21 protein-coding genes are annotated in these 16,593 nt (G+C 63.7%); 5 read left to right on the top strand and 16 right to left on the bottom strand.

All coding sequences use genetic code 11. The features are described from left to right. Nucleotides 1-233 precede the first annotated feature (233 nt). The 12 genes from tolB to BMW89_RS33370 form a co-directional block, all read right to left on the bottom strand. Nucleotides 234-1,574 carry a Tol-Pal system beta propeller repeat protein TolB gene (gene tolB / locus BMW89_RS33420; protein WP_092034667.1) on the bottom strand — a complete coding sequence of 447 codons (1,341 nt, stop codon included), beginning with the start codon at nt 1,572-1,574 and terminating at the stop codon, nt 234-236. 41 nt (nt 1,575-1,615) lie between these two features. Then, nucleotides 1,616-2,575 carry a cell envelope integrity protein TolA gene (gene tolA, locus BMW89_RS33415; RefSeq protein ID WP_092034588.1) on the bottom strand — a complete coding sequence of 320 codons (960 nt, stop codon included), beginning with the start codon at nt 2,573-2,575 and terminating at the stop codon, nt 1,616-1,618. 4 nt (nt 2,576-2,579) lie between these two features. Further along, a complete protein-coding gene (tolR, locus tag BMW89_RS33410; RefSeq protein WP_092034587.1) occupies nt 2,580-3,029 on the bottom strand; it encodes a protein TolR in 450 nt (149 codons plus the stop codon). Between the two features lie 43 nt (nt 3,030-3,072). Then, a complete protein-coding gene (gene tolQ, locus BMW89_RS33405; RefSeq protein ID WP_092034586.1) occupies nt 3,073-3,789 on the bottom strand; it encodes a protein TolQ in 717 nt (238 codons plus the stop codon). Between the two features lie 568 nt (nt 3,790-4,357). After that, entirely contained in the window at nt 4,358-5,068 is a 711-nt protein-coding gene (locus tag BMW89_RS33400) for an SDR family NAD(P)-dependent oxidoreductase (protein WP_092034585.1), read from the bottom strand. 27 nt (nt 5,069-5,095) lie between these two features. Next, nucleotides 5,096-5,857 (bottom strand): serine acetyltransferase domain-containing protein, encoded by a 762-nt coding sequence (locus BMW89_RS33395; RefSeq protein ID WP_092034584.1) that lies wholly within the window; start codon nt 5,855-5,857, stop codon nt 5,096-5,098. A 64-nt stretch (nt 5,858-5,921) separates the two neighbouring features. Beyond that, nucleotides 5,922-6,059 carry a hypothetical protein gene (locus BMW89_RS38230; protein WP_177196505.1) on the bottom strand — a complete coding sequence of 46 codons (138 nt, stop codon included), beginning with the start codon at nt 6,057-6,059 and terminating at the stop codon, nt 5,922-5,924. Then, nucleotides 6,056-6,313, bottom strand: coding sequence for a hypothetical protein (locus BMW89_RS33390; protein WP_092034583.1), 258 nt, complete (start codon nt 6,311-6,313; stop codon nt 6,056-6,058). The genes BMW89_RS38230 and BMW89_RS33390 overlap by 4 nt, the downstream gene beginning before the upstream one ends. Nucleotides 6,314-6,504: 191 nt before the next feature. Then, nucleotides 6,505-6,996: a DUF2852 domain-containing protein gene (locus BMW89_RS33385; RefSeq protein WP_092034666.1), complete on the bottom strand. Its 492-nt coding sequence runs from the start codon at nt 6,994-6,996 to the stop codon at nt 6,505-6,507. A 120-nt stretch (nt 6,997-7,116) separates the two neighbouring features. After that, the gene (locus BMW89_RS33380; RefSeq protein WP_092034582.1) at nt 7,117-7,869 is read right to left on the bottom strand and encodes a TetR/AcrR family transcriptional regulator; all 753 of its coding nucleotides are present in this window, start codon (nt 7,867-7,869) and stop codon (nt 7,117-7,119) included. Between the two features lie 129 nt (nt 7,870-7,998). Next, a complete protein-coding gene (locus BMW89_RS33375) occupies nt 7,999-8,364 on the bottom strand; it encodes a YciI family protein (protein ID WP_092034581.1) in 366 nt (121 codons plus the stop codon). 58 nt (nt 8,365-8,422) lie between these two features. Further along, nucleotides 8,423-8,827: a YciI family protein gene (locus BMW89_RS33370; protein ID WP_092034580.1), complete on the bottom strand. Its 405-nt coding sequence runs from the start codon at nt 8,825-8,827 to the stop codon at nt 8,423-8,425. 412 nt (nt 8,828-9,239) lie between these two features. Here BMW89_RS33370 and BMW89_RS33365 point away from each other — a divergent pair, with 412 nt between their 5' ends. The 5 genes from BMW89_RS33365 to BMW89_RS33345 all read left to right on the top strand — a co-directional run bounded on the left by BMW89_RS33365 (nt 9,240) and on the right by BMW89_RS33345 (nt 13,782). Further along, a complete protein-coding gene (locus BMW89_RS33365; protein ID WP_092034579.1) occupies nt 9,240-10,904 on the top strand; it encodes a methyl-accepting chemotaxis protein in 1,665 nt (554 codons plus the stop codon). 173 nt (nt 10,905-11,077) lie between these two features. Further along, on the top strand, nt 11,078-11,866 hold the full coding sequence (locus BMW89_RS33360; protein WP_092034578.1) for an SDR family NAD(P)-dependent oxidoreductase: 789 nt from the start codon (nt 11,078-11,080) through the stop codon (nt 11,864-11,866). A gap of 42 nt (nt 11,867-11,908) precedes the next feature. Then, nucleotides 11,909-12,343, top strand: coding sequence for a hypothetical protein (locus BMW89_RS33355; protein ID WP_092034577.1), 435 nt, complete (start codon nt 11,909-11,911; stop codon nt 12,341-12,343). Between the two features lie 214 nt (nt 12,344-12,557). Beyond that, nucleotides 12,558-12,950, top strand: a complete 393-nt coding sequence (locus BMW89_RS33350) for a hypothetical protein (RefSeq protein ID WP_244547752.1) — start codon at nt 12,558-12,560, stop codon at nt 12,948-12,950. A gap of 481 nt (nt 12,951-13,431) precedes the next feature. Then, the gene (locus BMW89_RS33345; protein ID WP_092034665.1) at nt 13,432-13,782 is read left to right on the top strand and encodes a hypothetical protein; all 351 of its coding nucleotides are present in this window, start codon (nt 13,432-13,434) and stop codon (nt 13,780-13,782) included. Between the two features lie 78 nt (nt 13,783-13,860). Here the strand turns inward: BMW89_RS33345 and BMW89_RS33340 are convergent, their stop codons facing one another. The 4 genes from BMW89_RS33340 to BMW89_RS33325 form a co-directional block, all read right to left on the bottom strand. Continuing rightward, on the bottom strand, nt 13,861-14,274 hold the full coding sequence (locus BMW89_RS33340; RefSeq protein WP_092034575.1) for a VOC family protein: 414 nt from the start codon (nt 14,272-14,274) through the stop codon (nt 13,861-13,863). Between the two features lie 37 nt (nt 14,275-14,311). After that, a complete protein-coding gene (locus BMW89_RS33335) occupies nt 14,312-14,848 on the bottom strand; it encodes an SRPBCC family protein (RefSeq protein ID WP_092034664.1) in 537 nt (178 codons plus the stop codon). A 76-nt stretch (nt 14,849-14,924) separates the two neighbouring features. Next, nucleotides 14,925-16,220 (bottom strand): RNA polymerase sigma factor, encoded by a 1,296-nt coding sequence (locus BMW89_RS33330; RefSeq protein ID WP_092034574.1) that lies wholly within the window; start codon nt 16,218-16,220, stop codon nt 14,925-14,927. Next, on the bottom strand, nt 16,217-16,585 hold the full coding sequence (locus BMW89_RS33325) for a YciI family protein (protein ID WP_092034573.1): 369 nt from the start codon (nt 16,583-16,585) through the stop codon (nt 16,217-16,219). The genes BMW89_RS33330 and BMW89_RS33325 overlap by 4 nt, the downstream gene beginning before the upstream one ends. Between the last annotated feature and the right edge of the window lie 8 nt (nt 16,586-16,593).

The raw sequence follows: 16,593 nt of genomic DNA, 5'->3' as shown, positions 1-16,593 counted from the left end.
CTTGTTACGCGTCCTGTTTGGCGCGTACTTTTACCCAGACCAGATGAAGTCTTTCTGAGGGAACATCGTTAAAGTCGAGTTGTTTTTCGGCAATAGCGAACCTGTTTCCGCTGAAATATCAAGCAACTAGGCAAGCGTTGCCGGGCACAAGGTGAAGGAAACCTTGCTTTCCCAACCGAACCGGAAAAAATCGGCGCGATTTTTCGAAAACATCGCGCGTCCAAACGCGCGATTTATTGACCCGCCGTCGAGGACAACAGCGGCGACCATGCCGGGTCGGAGGCGAAGCCCGGCGTCGGCACCTTGAGCTCGTTGCGGCCGGAGATGTCGACGGAGAACAGCGACGGTCCACCACTGCCGCCGGGATCGCGGAAGAACATCAGCACGCGGCCGTTCGGCGAGAAGGTCGGGCCTTCATTGTGATAGCCGGAGGTCAGCAGCCGCTCGCCGGAGCCGTCCGGCTTCATGACGCCGATCGAAAACTGCCCGCCGCCCTGCCTGGTGAAAGCGATGTAGTCGCCGCGCGGCGACCACACCGGCGTCGAATAGCTGGCGTTGGTGTCGTCCTTGGAGAAGGAGATGCGCTGCGCCTGTCCGCCGCCCGCCGCCATCACATAGATCTGCGACCTGCCGCCGCGATCGGATTCGAAGCAGATTCGGGTGCCATCCGGCGAGTAGGACGGAGACGTGTCGATCGCCGGCGTGTCGGTGAGGCGCGTGGTCGAGCGCGAGCGCAGATCCATCACGAACAGATTGGAATTGCCGCCCTGCTGCAGACTCATGATGACACGCTGGCCGTCCGGCGAGAAGCGCGGCGCAAAAGTCATGCCGGGGAAGTTGCCGACGATCTCGCGCTGGCCGGTCTCGATGTTGAACAGATAGACCTTCGGATCGCCCTGCCCGAACTCCATGTAGGTGATCTCTTGCGAGTTCGGCGAGAAGCGCGGCGTCAGCACGAGGTCGGCGCCGCGGGTCAGATAGCGCACATTGGCGCCGTCCTGGTCCATCATCGCGAGCTTCTTGACGCGGCGTTCCTTCGGCCCGGTCTCGTCGACGAACACGACGCGGCTGTCGAAATAGCCTTTCTCGCCGGTCAACTTCTCATAGATCTGGTCGGAGATAATGTGGGCGATGCGACGCCAATATTCCGGCGAGGTGAAATATTGCTGTCCCGCCAGCTGCTGGCCGGTGACCACGTCCCACAGGCGGAATTCGGCCTTGAGGCGGCCGTCCTGCTGCCGCGTCATGCGGCCGGTGACGAGGGCCTGCGCGTTGAGGGTCTTCCAGTTCTCGAATTGCGGCGCGACGTCGATGTTGCTGATGCGCTCGATGAAAGCGGCCTGGTCGACCGGGGCAAACAGGCCCGACCGCTTCAGATTGTTGGTGATGACCTGGGTGACGCCGTTGCTGACGTCGCCGTCGGCGGACGAGCCCGGCACGAAGTTAGTGATCGCGATCGGGATCGGACGAAACTCGGTGGGGTCGAGGCGAATTCGTCCCTGGGCGAAGCTGCTTCCGCTCCCGAGCATCGCGAGCGTCGATCCCGTCAGGGTCATGAAGCGGCGGCGGTTCATCGATCGGGCGTCATTCATCGCAAAATTCTTTTGTCCGGATGTCACAACATGTCTTTCAGGCCGAAAGTCATTTCGATCTTCTTCCAGCCTTCATATTGCTGCTTGGGCATGAACGAATAGACCTGACATTGCACGATGGCGCGCTTGGCGCTTTCGGCCACGGCCTGGGCAATCGACTTGGATGGCCCTCGCACCTCGACGATAACAGGCTCGGACGCAAGCGAGCCGTCAATCTTCATCGGGATATCGATGTCGGCTTCGTATTGATCGGCGTCCTGCCCGTTATAGGTGGGCGTGAAGCAGCGCCGGACCGCACTCGTGAACGCGCCCCGCCACGTCGCGACGTTGTTGGAGGCCGCCCCCGACGTCGACCCCAGCGAGGCCGACGCATTCAGTGCCGCGCCGCCGAGCTCGTGCCGGGTCGGATCTCTCTTGTCGAGGTTGCGCTGAATCTGCGCAGGATCGAACGAGCGCTCCTTTGGCTTCGGCTGCTGCTGCGGCTGCACCGCGGCAACCTTCTGCTCCACAGGCTTGGGCGGCGGCTTCTTGGTCTCCAGCTTCTTCTGGAGCTCGGCGATCGGATCTTCCTTGGCCGGGTCAGGCTTCTTTTCCTGCGGCTTCGGTTCTTCCTTGGGCTTTGCCTCGGCCACCGGCTTCGGCGGCTCGGGCTTCTTCTCGACCGGCTTCTCGACGGGTTTCGGCGGCGGCTCGGGCGTCGAGTTGGTCTTGATCAGCTCTTTCTTCTCGGTGACCTTGCCGACGGCGTCTTCCTCGGGCTTGGCTTCCGCGATCTTCTCGACCTTGGGCTTCGGCTCTTTCTTGTCGCCGGTCTTCTGCCCCGACATCATCTGCGCGAGCTGATCGGTGGAGATGATGTCGACCGGAAGTGACTCTTCTGCCGGCACGAAAGCCCTACTGCTAAAGGTGAACAACCCCCATCCAAGCACGAGGACGTGGAGAGCAATCGACGCAACCAGTGTCTTGTCGACGTTCACCTTCACCGGTCTATCCCTGATCCGCCTCGGTGACGAGCGCCAGCTTCTTGAAGCCCGCGCCCGACAGCAGGCCCATGACCTTGGCCACCGTGCCGTAATCCGCCTTCTTGTCGGCGCGCAGATAGATGCGCTCCTCGAGCCCGCCACGCGCGTCCGTGATCGCCTTCAGCTTCGGGATCAGCTCGTTGATCGCGATCTCGGCGTCGGCGATGAACACCTTGCCCTTGATGTCGACGGACATCTGGATCGGCTTCTGGTCGTTTTGCTCGAGGCTCTTGGCCTGGGTCTGCGGCAGGTCGAGCGGCACGCCGACGGTGAGCAGCGGCGCCGACACCATGAAGATGATGAGCAGCACCAGCATCACGTCGACCATCGGCGTGACGTTGATCTCGGCCATGACCGGCTTGCGCCGGCTGCGGCGCCCGCCGCCTCCGGACGAACTGGCTGCGTTCATGCCCATGGTCTGGTGCCCAAATTGCCCTTCACACTATACATGCCGTCCGTCAGGCCCGCTCGTCGATCTGGCGGGACAGGATGGCTGAAAATTCATCGGCGAAGCCTTCGAGCCGCTGGGCCTGCCGGTTCACCTCGGACGTGAACTTATTATAGAAAATAGTGGCGGGAATGGCGGCGATAAGGCCGACGGCGGTCGCAAACAGCGCTTCCGCGATACCCGGCGCCACCACCGCCAGAGAGGTATTTTTCGACGCCGCGATCGACTGGAAGCTCGACATGATGCCCCAGACCGTGCCGAACAGGCCGACGAAGGGGCCGGCTGAGCCGACAGTGGCAAGCACCAGCAGCCGGCGTTCGAGCCGCTCGATCTCGCGCGAAATCGAGACGTTCATCACCTTGTCGATGCGCATCTGAAGACCGGCGACCGAACGGGCCTGGTTCTCGAACGAACGCTTCCACTCGCGCATCGCGGCCACGAAACACGCTGCCATCGAGTGCGTCGGCTTGGCCGAGAGGGTGCGATAGAGCTCCTCGATCGACTCGCCGGACCAGAACGCCTGCTCAAAACGGTCCATCGAGCGGCGGGTGCGGGCAAACAGAAAGATCTTGTCGATGGCAATCGCCCAAACCCAGACCGAGCAGGACAGAAGTCCCAGCATCACCGCTTTCACGATCCAGTGAGCCTGCCAGAACAGCGCGATCAGCGACACGTCCGCGGAAGCAGCAACCGGGAGGGCTGACTGAGCCATTTCGGCCGGATTCATAAGCAGTATCCTCTCAAGGCGATCGTTATCTCATGTCCCGGCAAGCGAAATGGCCGCCGGTTCCCCAATGGCCACGCCAGAACCGGGCGCAGCCGGCAAGCCCGCTCAAAGCCTTGTCTTTCTGAGGTGCAGGGCTCGTCCAAAAGCCGGTCGCCTGCATTCCCTGCCAAGATGTCAAAACTATGGGCCTCGACGACAGCTCCGGGCGCGATTGTCCGGGATTACCAGAGCCCGCCGATGGTTAATGCTGGGTTACCAGGGGCGAATTTGGCTGCGGGAAAGGGTGGCAGACCAGGGGGATGGGGGCGGCGATGGCGAGGCAGGATGTCGCGTGGCGGTGCCGGCTGGGGCTGCGGCCTGCTACGGGCGAGGTCGGTTCCCTCCCCCCCTTGCAGGGCCGCAGGCCCGTCATCCCTGAGGCGTGAGCCCCGCGACGCGACTGCGTCGCTGGGCGAGCCCCGAAGGATGAGCGGCCCCGATGCAGCCGGGCCGCCGCCCTTCGAGGGCCGCTGAAGAGGCGGCTTCGCCGTTGCGTAGGGGTGACGGGGAGAGGTCGCTTCGCTGCCCCTCACCACTTCTCCTTCGACGTCCGCACGTCCAGCTCGAACGACCAGGCGCGTTCGGGCTGGCGGTAGAGGAAGGCGAAGGCATCGACGATGCCCTCGATGTCGATCAGGCTGTCCTCGCGTCCCGCAGCATCCGGAAAGCGCGAAAATATCTTGTCGCCTGCGATCGCGCCGTCGACCACGACGTGGCCGACATGGATGCCGTCGCTCGCATATTCCTTGGCCATAGCCTGGGCCAGCGTGCGCAGGCCCGCTTTTGACGAGTTGAAGGCGCCGTAGCCGGAGCGCCCGCGCAGCGAGGCACTGGCGCCGGTGAAGAGCAGCGTTCCCGTCTTCTTCGGCACCATGCGGCGCACCGCCTCGCGGCCGAACAGGAAGCCGCCGAAGCAGACGACGCGCCAGGCCTGCTCGAAATAGTCGGCCTCCATCTCGATGATTTTGCCGGGCGTGTTGTTGCCGGCGTTGTAGACGGCGAGGTCGAGATTTTCACCGGCGGCATCGAACAGCGCGGCGATGTCACTCTCGCTCGTCGCGTCGGCGACGAAGGGCACGGCCGTCCCGCCAGCCTTCGTGATGTCGTCTGCAACGGCCTGCAACGCGGACAGTGTCCGGCCCGCGACGATCACCTTGAGTCCGTCGGCCGCAAAGCGTTTGCAGAGCCGGGCTCCGAGCCCGCGGTCCGGGCCGACGCCGATCACGATTGCTGTCTTCATTGCAACTCTCCAAGAGATTGATGAGGGTCAGGCCACTGGTTCGGGGCAATTGGTCAATCGCGCGGGGTTGCCGACCGCGGTGCAGCCGCCGGGCACATCGCTGGTCACGACCGTGTCCGCACCGATCTTCGCGAAATCGCCGATGCTGATGTCGCCGAGGATGGTTGCACCGCTGCCGATGAAGACATTGCTGCCGATGCGTGGCGAGCGCGCCGGCAGTTCGCCACGACGGCCGATACTGACGTTCTGGAGGATGGTGACGTCGTCGCCGATCACCACATTGGCGCCGATCACGATGCCGGTGGCATGGTCGAGATAGACGGACGAGCCGATGCGTGCTGCCGGATGAATGCTGACTTGCAGGAGGTTCGACGCCTCGTTCTGGAACAGCAGCGCGGCATCGCGATGGTCACGGCACCAGAGCCAGTTCGAGACGCGCCAAGCCTGCAGCGCGACATAGCCCTTGTAATGCAGCAGTGGCGGCAACAGGTCGCCGATGGCGGGATCGCGGCGCGCAATGGCCCGCAGGTCCTGGCCGGCCACTTCGATCAGGTCCGGCTCGCCGTGAAAGGCCTCGCGGGAGAAGGACGTGAAGCGCGCGCGCTCGGTGGCGCCGCTGCCGAGCCGCTGCCCGATCAGATCGGCCAGCGCAGCGGCAAAATCGTCATGCGCGAGAATGGCGCTCGCAACGGCCTTGCCGAACACGGGATCGGCAGCCGCCGCGCGCTGCGCCTCGCTGCGGATCGTCTGCCAGAGGCCGTCGCTCGCCGTGATCGCAGCTTCCGCCATTGTCGCCTCCGCGCGGCCCAGCGCCTGCCATGGCGAATATAGGCGGTCCGGATCGGGGCGCCAGTCACGCCGCCGGGACGCGATTGCTTTGGCTATCGAGACCGGGCCGGGCCCGCTTGCGCAGGCTGAGCGCATAAAGCCAGCCGCCCGCCGCGACGAGGGCGGGCAGGACGAAGAGCGCGAAGTCGCGGAGCATGATCATGGTTCGATGCTCCGCTTCGCAAAACTGATCGCACGGCCGAGTGCGAGCCAGGCGAACCAATAGAGATACAGGCTCAGGAAGAGCTTCCAGGACTCGCCGACCTGCCAGTGCGGATAGAGTTCAACTTCCGTCGGCCATTTATTGAGAAAAGCGATCGCCGTGGGAATTAGGCCGCCGAACCGTCCGAACAGCGCCGTCGTGCGCTCGAGCAGCGCGATGCGACGACTGATCTCCCTGCGTTCGGCGTCGGTCATGGTCGGACCCGTCAGCGCGCGGCAGGCGCGCTCAGGACTTAGTCGGGGCTCGCCTGGATCGGGTTCTATGGGACCCCCAAAACCAAACCGCCCGCCTGCGTGTTGCGCAAGCGGGCGGCTCGGGGCCATCAGGACTTTGGGGGCGCACGCCTGAAGGCTTTGAGATGTGGCCTCAGATCAGCCTCGTCAGATCAGCCTTGCGGCTGGTCGGTCGGCGGCGGGGTCGGACGCGTCTTGTGCTGGGCCATGAACTGGTCGAACTCGGCCTTGTCCTTGGCGTGGCGCAGACGATCGAGGAAGTTCTTGAACTCGACCTGCTCCTCCTCGAGCCGCTGCAGCGTCTCGGTGCGGTATTCGTCGAAGGCACGGTTGCCTGAGGACGGCGGGCCGAAGCCAAAGCCGAAGCCATGGCGCTCCATTCGGCCGCGCATGCGGTCCATCTTGTACTGCATCCGCTCCATCTTGTTCTGCCAGCGATCCTGGCCGCTCCAGCACGACATTCTTCTGCTCCCGAGTGTGAAAAAGAGAAGGGCAAGTCCGACCGGCCACCAGATGATGAAGCCGAGGATGGTCACGGCGATCCAGCCGGGATGCCATGGCGTATCGAGCATGCGAGGACGCTCGTAGTGTTGGTTTTGGTCCGAAGAACCGCGCCATCGATTGACATCAGCGGTGTAGGCCATTTCCATCTCCATCACGGCACCAGCGCCGTTGTGAATGTAAATAACATTCACATAGCTAAATCATCCCGCGATTTTGTCAAGCTGGCGGCCTGACAGGTCGGCAGGATTATTTGCGCAATTTTATTTCGGCTTGCCCCAAGGACCACCCGGATTGCCACCGGGAGGCACGCCAGAACCGGAGGATGCCTCCGGTGGCACGGGCGGAGGCTCGGCGCTTTTCGCAGGCGGACCGCGGTCGGTCGGGAAGCCGAGTCCGCGCAGATAAATCAGCACCTCGGCTTCGAGCAACTCGTCGGGCGACATCGGCAGTTTTCGGCGCGCGGCATCGCCGCGCGAGAACAGCGAGGCGACGCCATGCGCCATCGACCAGATGTGCAGCGCCATCATCATGGCGGGTGGCCGAGGCGCGCCCGGAGGCGCGAGCGCCGCAAGTCGCTCGGCGGCGGCGCGAATGACGTTAAAGGCGCGCTCGCTGGCGGCCTGCAGCGCCGGATTGGCATCGACCGGCAGACCGGATTCGAACATTGCGTTGTAGAAAGCCGGCTCCTCGCGGGCGAAGGCGAGATAGGCCCTGCCGACACGCTCGAACGCGGTGACCGTGTCGGGCCGCCCGTCGTCCCAGGCTGCGGTCAGCCGCGCCTCGAACTGCTCGAAACCGCGCTGGGCGATCGAGGACAACAGCTCGTCGCGGTCGCGGAAATGCCGGTAAGGCGCGGCAGCACTGACGCCGGCCATGCGCGCGGCATCGGCGAAGGTGAAGCCGGCCGCGCCCTTCTCGGCGATCAGCCCGAGGGCGGCCTGCAACAGGGCTTCCTTCAGATTGCCGTGGTGATAGCCGCGCTCGGCGCGGCGCTCTTCCTTGCGCCAGCTCATGTGAACGAGCTTTACATGAGCCGGGCGTGAAGGTCACTAGCGGGAATCGGGCGTGATTAACCCTGTACTTCCATGGGTCCTGCCGGGCCGATGCGTCAGCATCGAGCCCGGAAACGACCTCCGTGGGGGCTAAAGCTGCGGAATCGGCAGCACGGGCATCACCTCGATCGCCTCGCCCGGAAAGATCGCAAAGTGCGGATGGTTCTCGAACAGTTTTGCGGCTTCCTCCTGCGAGGCAGCCCGTACCACCGTGAAACCGGTCAGCGCATTGCTGATCTCGGTGATGCCTTTCCCGTCGATCCTGCGGGTCTTGCCGAGCGGGCCGCCCATCTCGACGATGACGGCCTTGTGCGTCTCGACCCAGCCGTGCCAGGCGGCCATGCCCTCACGCTCCCTGGCCTTCCGTTCGGCCTCGGGCATCGCGTGCCATGCCTTCATCTTTTCGCCGCTCATGCTGCCGAGATAGACGGCGAGGAATTTGTGTTCGGTGCTCATCGGTTCTCTCCCTTGTTGATAGATTGACGACGTCAGCGATTTGATCGCAAGCGCTGGACTATTTTTTCAGGACGTCGAAGCCTGCGGCGGCGGCCTGAACTTCCGGCGAAAAGTCGGACATTTCCTGCACCTGCCTGATCTCGATGACTTCATTGGCGGAGGCCGGGCATCGCTTCGCCCAGGCGATCGCTTCCGCACGCGAGTCCACCTCGATCATCCAGTAGCCGCCCAGAACTTCCTTGGATTCGGCGAAGGGACCGTCGGTGACGACGGGCGTGCCGGTCGCAAACGAGATGCGCGCGCCCATCGAGGGCGGGTGCAGGCCGTCGAGCGTAATCAGGACGCCGGCATCCTTCAGCGCCTCGTTGTAGCGCATCATCGCGGCAACGCGTTCGGGATCGAGTTGGACGTCCGGCGGCGCGGTCTCGTAGCCGAGCGGGATCATCAGCATCATGAATCGCATGAGGGCTCCTCGTACTCTCGCCATTCCAGGGCGCTACGGCGCAGGCCCAACCGACCCGCGCTCCCCTTCAAGACGAACGCCCTTTTATGGAACCGACACGGCGGCGAAAATTATTCTGGAGGTCATTGCGCATCGCGAACTCGGCTGCGGAGGACGCGGATCCTTCCGCATCATGCGAAAAATAATTCCAATGCGGTTCCGTACAAATACGGCCCGTCTATGAATTCCGCCGTGCATATGAATCGAGAACGCTTGCGCGCTGAGGAACATGGCCCGCGCACGTGAAACTACGGAACGAATGCCGATCCGTGCAAGAATTTACAGTTGCTCAAGAACGACATGCAACTTTTCAGCCCAGAAGAAACGTTACGGCAATCCTGCCGATTCGTTTCAAAGGCATTGCGGAGCTTACGTGTTCAATTTCCAGAGCAAGAAAGTCAGGCACGCGGTCGCGGAGGTCGAGGCGCTCGACCGTTCGCAGGCGGTGATCGAATTCGGCCTCGACGGCACCATCCTCGATGCCAATGAGAACCTGCTCGAGATGAGCGGCTATTCGCTCGCGGAGATCAAGGGCAAGCATCACAGCATCTTCGTCAGCCCGGCCGAGCGCGACAGCGCCCGCTATCGCGACTTCTGGGCCAGTTTGAATCGCGGTGAATTCCAGACCACGCAATACAGGCGCTACGGCAAGAACGGCAAGGAACTCTGGGTCCACGCCTCCTACGCGCCGCTGCTCGACGAAAACGGCAAGGTGGTCTCCTTCATCAAGTTCGCCACCGACATCACGGCCTACAAGATGAGGAGCCTGGAGGAAGCGGGCAAGCTCGCCGCGATCAGCCGTGCGCAGGCCGTGATCGAGTTCAACATGGACGGCACCATCGTCACCGCCAACGAGAATTTCCTGAACGCCATGGGCTACTCGCTCGACGAGATCCAGGGCAAGCACCACAGCATGTTCGTGACGCCGGAGGATCGTGCCGGCGCGGCCTATGCCGATTTCTGGGCGCGGCTGAACCGCGGCCAGTTCGAGGCCGCCGAATACAAGCGGCTCGGCAAGGGAGCTAAGGAAATCTGGATTCTGGCGACCTATAACCCGATCCTCGACGAGATGGGCCGGCCGATGAAGGTGGTGAAGTTCGCGACCGACGTCACCGCGCAGAAGATGAAGACGGCCGACAGCGACGGCCAGCTCGCCGCGATCCAGAAGTCGCAGGCGGTGATCGAGTTCAACATGGACGGCACGATCCGCACCGCCAACGCGAATTTCCTGGGGGCGATGGGTTATTCGCTGGCCGAGATCAAGGGCCAGCACCACTCGATGTTCGTCGAGCCGAACGAGAAGAATTCGGCCGGCTACCGCCAGTTCTGGGAGACGCTCAACCGCGGCGAATACCAAGCCGCCGAATACAAGCGGATCGCCAAGGGCGGCCGCGAGATCTGGATCCAGGCGTCCTATAACCCGATCTTCGACCTCAACGGAAAACCCTACAAGGTGGTGAAATACGCCACCGACATCACCGCGCAGGCGATCGGACGCAAGAAGGCCGACAATGCACGCGGGCTGATCGAGGCGGTCGCGGCCGGCAGCGAGGAAATGAGCGCCTCGATCCGCGAGATCTCCGAGACCATGGCGAAGTCGCGCGAGAATTCCAAGGTCGCGACCACAAGGGTCGACGCCGCCGACGGCCAGGCACAGAGGCTGAACGCGGCTGCGCAGGCCATGACCGGCATTGTCGAGATGATCGCCGGCATCACCAGCCAGATCAACCTGCTCGCGCTCAACGCCACGATCGAATCGGCGCGTGCGGGCGAAGCCGGCCGCGGCTTCGCGGTGGTGGCGTCCGAGGTGAAGAACCTCGCCAACCAGGCCAAGCAGGCGACCGACACGATCACGTCCGAAATCGACGCGCTGAACACCATCTCCGGTGACGTCGCGAGCTCCCTGACCGCGATCAAGGTCGCAATCGCCGGCGTCAACGAGTTCATCGCCTCCACCGCCGCCGCGGTCGAGGAGCAGAGCGCCGTGACGGCGGACATGTCGGCCAACATGCAGCGTGCCGTGGCGGAGCTGTCGTAGGCTCTCGCTCTCTCACTATCCCCGTCGCCCTTCGAGGGCCGCTCAGAAGCGGCCACCTCAGGGTGACGGAGATAGACTGTCGGTCCCCCTTCTTGCAGGAACAAAAGCGACGTAAAAGGGCGATGGTCGCCGCCCATGCGGCTCACCTTTTCGATTCAAGGACAGATCAGCCCATGCCCGCCTCCCCGCAAAAAGTCGCCCTCGTCACCGGAGCCGCACGTGGCATCGGGCTTGCGACCGCGAAGAAGTTTCTGGCCGAGGGCTGGCGGGTGGCGCTGCTCGACATCGAGGGGGAATTGCTCGGCCGCGCGGTCGCCGAGATCGGCCAGGACAAGACGACGCTGGCGCTGACCTGCGATGTCTCGGACACGGACGCGGTTGCTGCCGCGATGAAAGCGGTCGAGCAGCGCTTCGGCCGGCTGGATGCGCTCGTCAACAATGCCGGCATTGCCGTGTTCGCGCCGCTGATGGAGACGTCGGAGACCGACTGGCGCCGCGTGCTCGAGGTCAACCTCACCGGCCCGTTCCTCTGCACCAGGGCCGCGGTGCCCTTGATGCGCGAGGCCGATGGCGGCGCCATCGTCAACATCACCTCGATCTCGGCCGTGCGCGCCTCGACGCTGCGCTCGGCCTACGGCACCAGCAAGGCGGGCCTAGCGCACCTGACAAAACAGCTCGCGGTCGAGCTCGCCTCGCTCAACATCCGCGTCAACGCGGTCGCGCCCGGGCCGGTCGACACCGCGATGGCCAAGCAGGTTCACACCAAGGAGATCCGCGCCGACTATCACGACGCCATTCCGCTCAACCGCTACGGCCTGGAAGAAGAGCTCGCGGATGCGGTCTATTTCCTGTGCTCGGAACGATCGAGCTACATCACCGGTCAAATTTTGGCCGTCGATGGCGGCTTCGATGCGGCCGGCATCGGCCTGCCGACGCTGCGCGGGCAAAGGCGGAACGGGTAGGCACGGGATTTGTAGCTACGGCACCGCATTCGTGGAGGCTTCATGCGCATCACCCTCCTCAAAGCGCTGATGCTCTCATCCGCCCTGCTCGCTTCCGCGCCCGCCGCGGCCGAGATCCGCATCATCCAGTCACCGGGCGGACAGGTCGGGCCGTTCCTCGACCTGTTCGAGAAGGTGCGCGAGAGCGGCGAGCGCGTGGTGATCGACGGTCCCTGCCTGTCGGCCTGCACGCTGGTGCTGAGCATCGTGCCGGGCGAGCGCATCTGCGTGACGAAACGCGCCGTGCTCGGCTTCCATGCCGCGCGTTCGATCGACCGTCGCGGGCGCTTCTCAGCCGAGCCGGAAGCCTCCGAAGCGGTGCTCCAGGCCTATCCCGGTCCGGTGCGCGACTGGATCAGCCGCCGCGGCGGTCTCACCTCGCGACTGCTGGTCTTGAAGGGGCGCGACCTCGCCGCGATCTATCCGCGCTGCCGGTGACGCCGAGGACGCGCAGGCGCGGTTTGACCATGATCAATCCTCTCCTGTCCGGCGATTAGGCAGTTTTGCAAAATTCCGACTGTCCGGACACGAAATCCGCTCAACCGCTTTGCAATGCCTGCACAATTTACGCGGTTTCCAGCTTTTCCCTGCGGTCTATGATGGTGATGGCCGGACTGAGGCTGCGTCACAAACTCAGCAATGGTCACAGGCTATGATGGTCTCGCTTTTTCAAGATTGCTCATTTTCAAACGGGGCGCACGCCATGCTGCCCATCGATTTTCGCTACCGCCTGTCGGATCAGGGACGGATCGTCCTCGGTCCGCTGAGCTCCGAGGAAACCGTCGAGTTCGAGTTATTGTCGCAGCGTGACCGCGAGGGCCTGATGGACCTGCCGTCCGAGCTGCGGCTGCTCGAGCTCTATGTGAAGTATGTCGGTTGCAGCGCCGAGGCTCCGCTTGCGCCGTCCGGGCCCGCCCGCGACATCGAGCCGCCGCGACCGAGGAGACCGCGGCCACCGCGAACCCCGCGGGCCAGCAACTACATCGTTTCGATGATCGTGATCGCGAGCGTCAGCTTCACGCTCATCGCATTGCTCGTGAGCTAGCAGGCAAGCAAAGCGCGCCGGCGAAATTGCGCTGGTCGCGCGCCTCAATGGTTCTAGTAGAACCTCTGGATCATCTGCGCCAATTCCATGCTCGCGCAGATGAGCATACCCCAAAGTGCAAAGTTGATCTGTAGCGCCGCTGCCATCGGTCGCTCCCCTTCCAAGTCACGCCCGCCCCAGTGTGTAAAATTTATGAATGAATAATTAGCGATTCTGGCGCGCGGTTCACAGCCTAATATTGCGCCAGTTGTTGTGCGATGCGATCCTTACATTTCCACGAAGAGGCCTCACTGCTCTCGCAATGTCACACGAGAGTATGATTCCATATTCGGCCATGCCGGCCACCCTGTTTCCCTTAAGTTCCATTTTACCGGTGCGATGCAAGGCTTGTGCAGTGCAAGGCTTTTGCGACGTGAAGGCTTGCCACGCGGATTTCGCGTGTCGCGTACCGCACTTGGGGTCTGATATCTTGGGGTCCGGCATCATGCGACACAGCCTCGTCTTGCTCACTTTTTGCGCAGCGCTCATGGGATGCGCGGGCGCGCCGGCGCAGGAGCGTCGTCCGATCGGATGGGACGGCCTGGGCCAGAACCCGAACCGGCCTGTTGTCACAAAGCGGCGCGCGACCGATCACGCACCTGCTGTGAGCGACCCCAATCAGGAGCGAGAAAGAGTGCTGGGCACCTTGCGCCCCTACTCGGAGGCGTGGTGGGCGGTCCACGACGAGATCGAAGCGGAGAACGACAGGCAGCTCGGCACGAAGCTCGTGATCTGCCCACGCTGCGTTCAGGCGCCCCCATCGAGCGAAGACGTGACCGGATCAATCCGTTGAGCGAGCAACCGGCCGATCCGGCCATGACGTGACGATACGATATGCGGCGATCCGATGCGTGTCAGGCGACCTCGCCTGTCACATTCCCTCCGCCGGGCAGTTCACCATCCAGGGAATGCCGAACTTGTCGACGCACATGCCAAAGCCCTTGGCCCAGAAGGTCTTGCTGAATGGCATCGTGACGGTGCCGCCGTCGGCAAGCGCGTTGAACTTGCGCTCGCCGTCTGTGGGGTCCGTGACCGTGACCGAGACCGCAAAGCCCTGCGGCTTGTTAAAGTGCTCACCCGGTACGTCGGAGGCCATCAGCACGGTGCCGTCAGGCAGCGACATCCGTGCGTGCATGATCGTCTTCTCGCGGCCGGGCGCGGCCGGCATGTCCGGCGGCGCGTCCGATGACCGCATCATCGCATCGATCTTGCCGCCGAGAGTCCTGGCGTAGAAGTTGAACGCCGCTTCGCAGCTGTCCTGATAAAACAGATAGGGATTGAGCATCGTTTCTCTCCTTTGGTTTGCTTGCGCCACCGGGGCGTTACTTCTCGGTGAGCTTCTTCAGGCTGACGAGGCCTGCCTCAAAGTCCTTGCCGATCATGGTGTCCATGTTGATGAAGACCTGCATCACCTTGGACATGAACGGGGCCGGACCGTACATCGCCCATGTCACCAGTGTGGCATCGCCTTGCGGCACAAAGGTGAACTCGGCGGTGTTGTGGCCCTCGAACGGACGCTCGAAATCGAGCTTGATGCGCAGTTTTGACGACGCATTCGCCTCGAGGATCTCCATGTGGCCGGCGCCGACATTGTCGTTGCCGTCCCACGCATAGGTCGCGCCCTTGCCTGCCGCGGCTCCGCCAAAGGTCCGCTTCATGGCGGGATCGCGGTTCTCATAGGCCGACCAGTTGGTCCAGAAGTGGAAATCGGAAACGAGCGGATAGACCGCATTGGCGGGCGCCTTCAGCGCCAGGGAGCGCTCGACGCGGAACGTGTCGGGTTTTGTCAATGCAAAGACGAGGATGCCCGCGATTCCGACCGCGAGCGCGATGGCGAGGAGGGCAATGGCTTTCAGCATCAGGGACTCCTTGGATACGGGCATAGGACGAAGGAGGCGGGCTGGGGCCGACAATCGCAAACGCAATTATTTTGCGTCACTTCGCCTTCGCGCCCTGCCGGGCGCCGCCGCCCTTCGGCTGGCTGTCCCGGATCAGCCGATCGATGTGCATGCGGATGTGGGCGGCTTCGGCCGAAGTGTTGGCGAGCGCGATGGCGCGGTCGAAGGCGATGCGGGCTTCGTCGTTGCGGCCGAGCTGCATCAGGAAGGCGCCGCGCACGCCGTAGAAATGGAAGTAGTTGGCAAGCTTCGGTGCCAGCGGCTCGATCAAATCGAGCGCGGCCTGCGGCCCGCGCACCTTGGACACCGCGACCGCGCGGTTGAGCGTCACCACCGGCGAGGGCTGCACCAGCTCCAGCGCACCGTAGAGCAGGTCGATCTGGGCCCAGTCGGTCTCCTCCGGCGTCGCGGCGCGCGCATGCAGCGCTGCGATCGCGGCCTGGATCTGATAAGGGCCGCCGCGGCGGTGGCGCATCGCCTTGTCGATCAGCGCCAGGCCCTCCGCGATCATGGTGCCGTTCCACAAGGAACGGTCCTGGTCGTCCAGCAGGATCAGCGTGCCGTCTTCGGCAAACCGCGCGGCGCTGCGGGCATGCTGCAGCAGGATCAGCGCCGTGAGCCCCATGATCTCCGGCTCGCTCTGGAACAGCCTCAGCAGCAACCGCGCCAGCCGGATCGCTTCCTCGCAAAGCGGCTTCCTGATCTCGGCGGTGTCGCCGCTCGCGGAATAGCCTTCGTTGAAGATCAAGTAGATGATCGCGGCGACGCCGGCGAGCCGCTCGGAGCGTTCGATCGCGCCGGGAGTTTCGAACGGCGTCCCGGCCTCGGCAACCTTCGCCTTGGCGCGGGTGATGCGCTGCTCCATCGCGGCGTCCGACACAAGGAAGGCGCGTGCGATCTGCTTCACCGTCAACCCCGAGACGATGCGCAGCGCCAGCGCGATCTGCTGCGTCGCCGGCAGTTGCGGATGGCAGCAGATGAACATCAGCCGCAAAATATCGTCGCGATAATGCGAGCCGTCGAGCCGCTCGGCGAGCTTGCTTTCGGCGTCGTCGAGATCGGAGATCACCTGATCGTCCTCAGGCAGCGGCTGCTGCTTGCGGGTGCGGCGGACCTCGTCGATGGCGACATTGCGGCCGACCATGATCAGCCAGGCCGCGGGATCGCGCGGTGGTCCGTTCTGCGGCCAGGTTTTGAGCGCGCGCAGGCAGGCGTTCTGAAAAGCCTCCTCGGCGGTATCGAGATCGCGGAAATAGCGCAAGAGCGCACCCACCGCCTGAGGTCGCGCCGAGATCAGCGCGGTCTCGATCCAGGCGGTATCGGCTTCGCTCACGTCAGATTCCCTCCGGGCCTGAACACGCCCACGGGGCGCACCTCATAGGCGCCGCCGGGATTGGCCGAGCCGAGGTCGCGCGCGACGTCGAGCGCCTCATCGAGATTGTTGCAGTCGACGATGTAGAAGCCGAGCAACTGCTCCTTGGTCTCGGCATAGGGGCCGTCGAGCACCAGCGGTGGGTCTTCCTTGCGCAGCGTCGCTGCGGACGTGGTCGGCAACAGCCGCGCCACCGGCCCGAGCCGGCCCTGCTGCGTGAGCTTCTCCTGCACCACGGCGAGCTTCTTCATCACGGCTTCGTCCTGGTCCTTGCTCCAGGAGCCGACGAAGTCCTCGTCGTGATAGCAGAGGATCGCATAAAGCATGGGCAGCA

This window comes from Bradyrhizobium sp. OK095 (genome assembly GCF_900109945.1).
In the GTDB taxonomy this organism is placed as follows: Bacteria; Pseudomonadota; Alphaproteobacteria; order Rhizobiales; family Xanthobacteraceae; genus Bradyrhizobium.
Note: the sequence above shows the minus strand (reverse complement) of the source record. Positions and strands in the feature narration are given on the sequence as shown.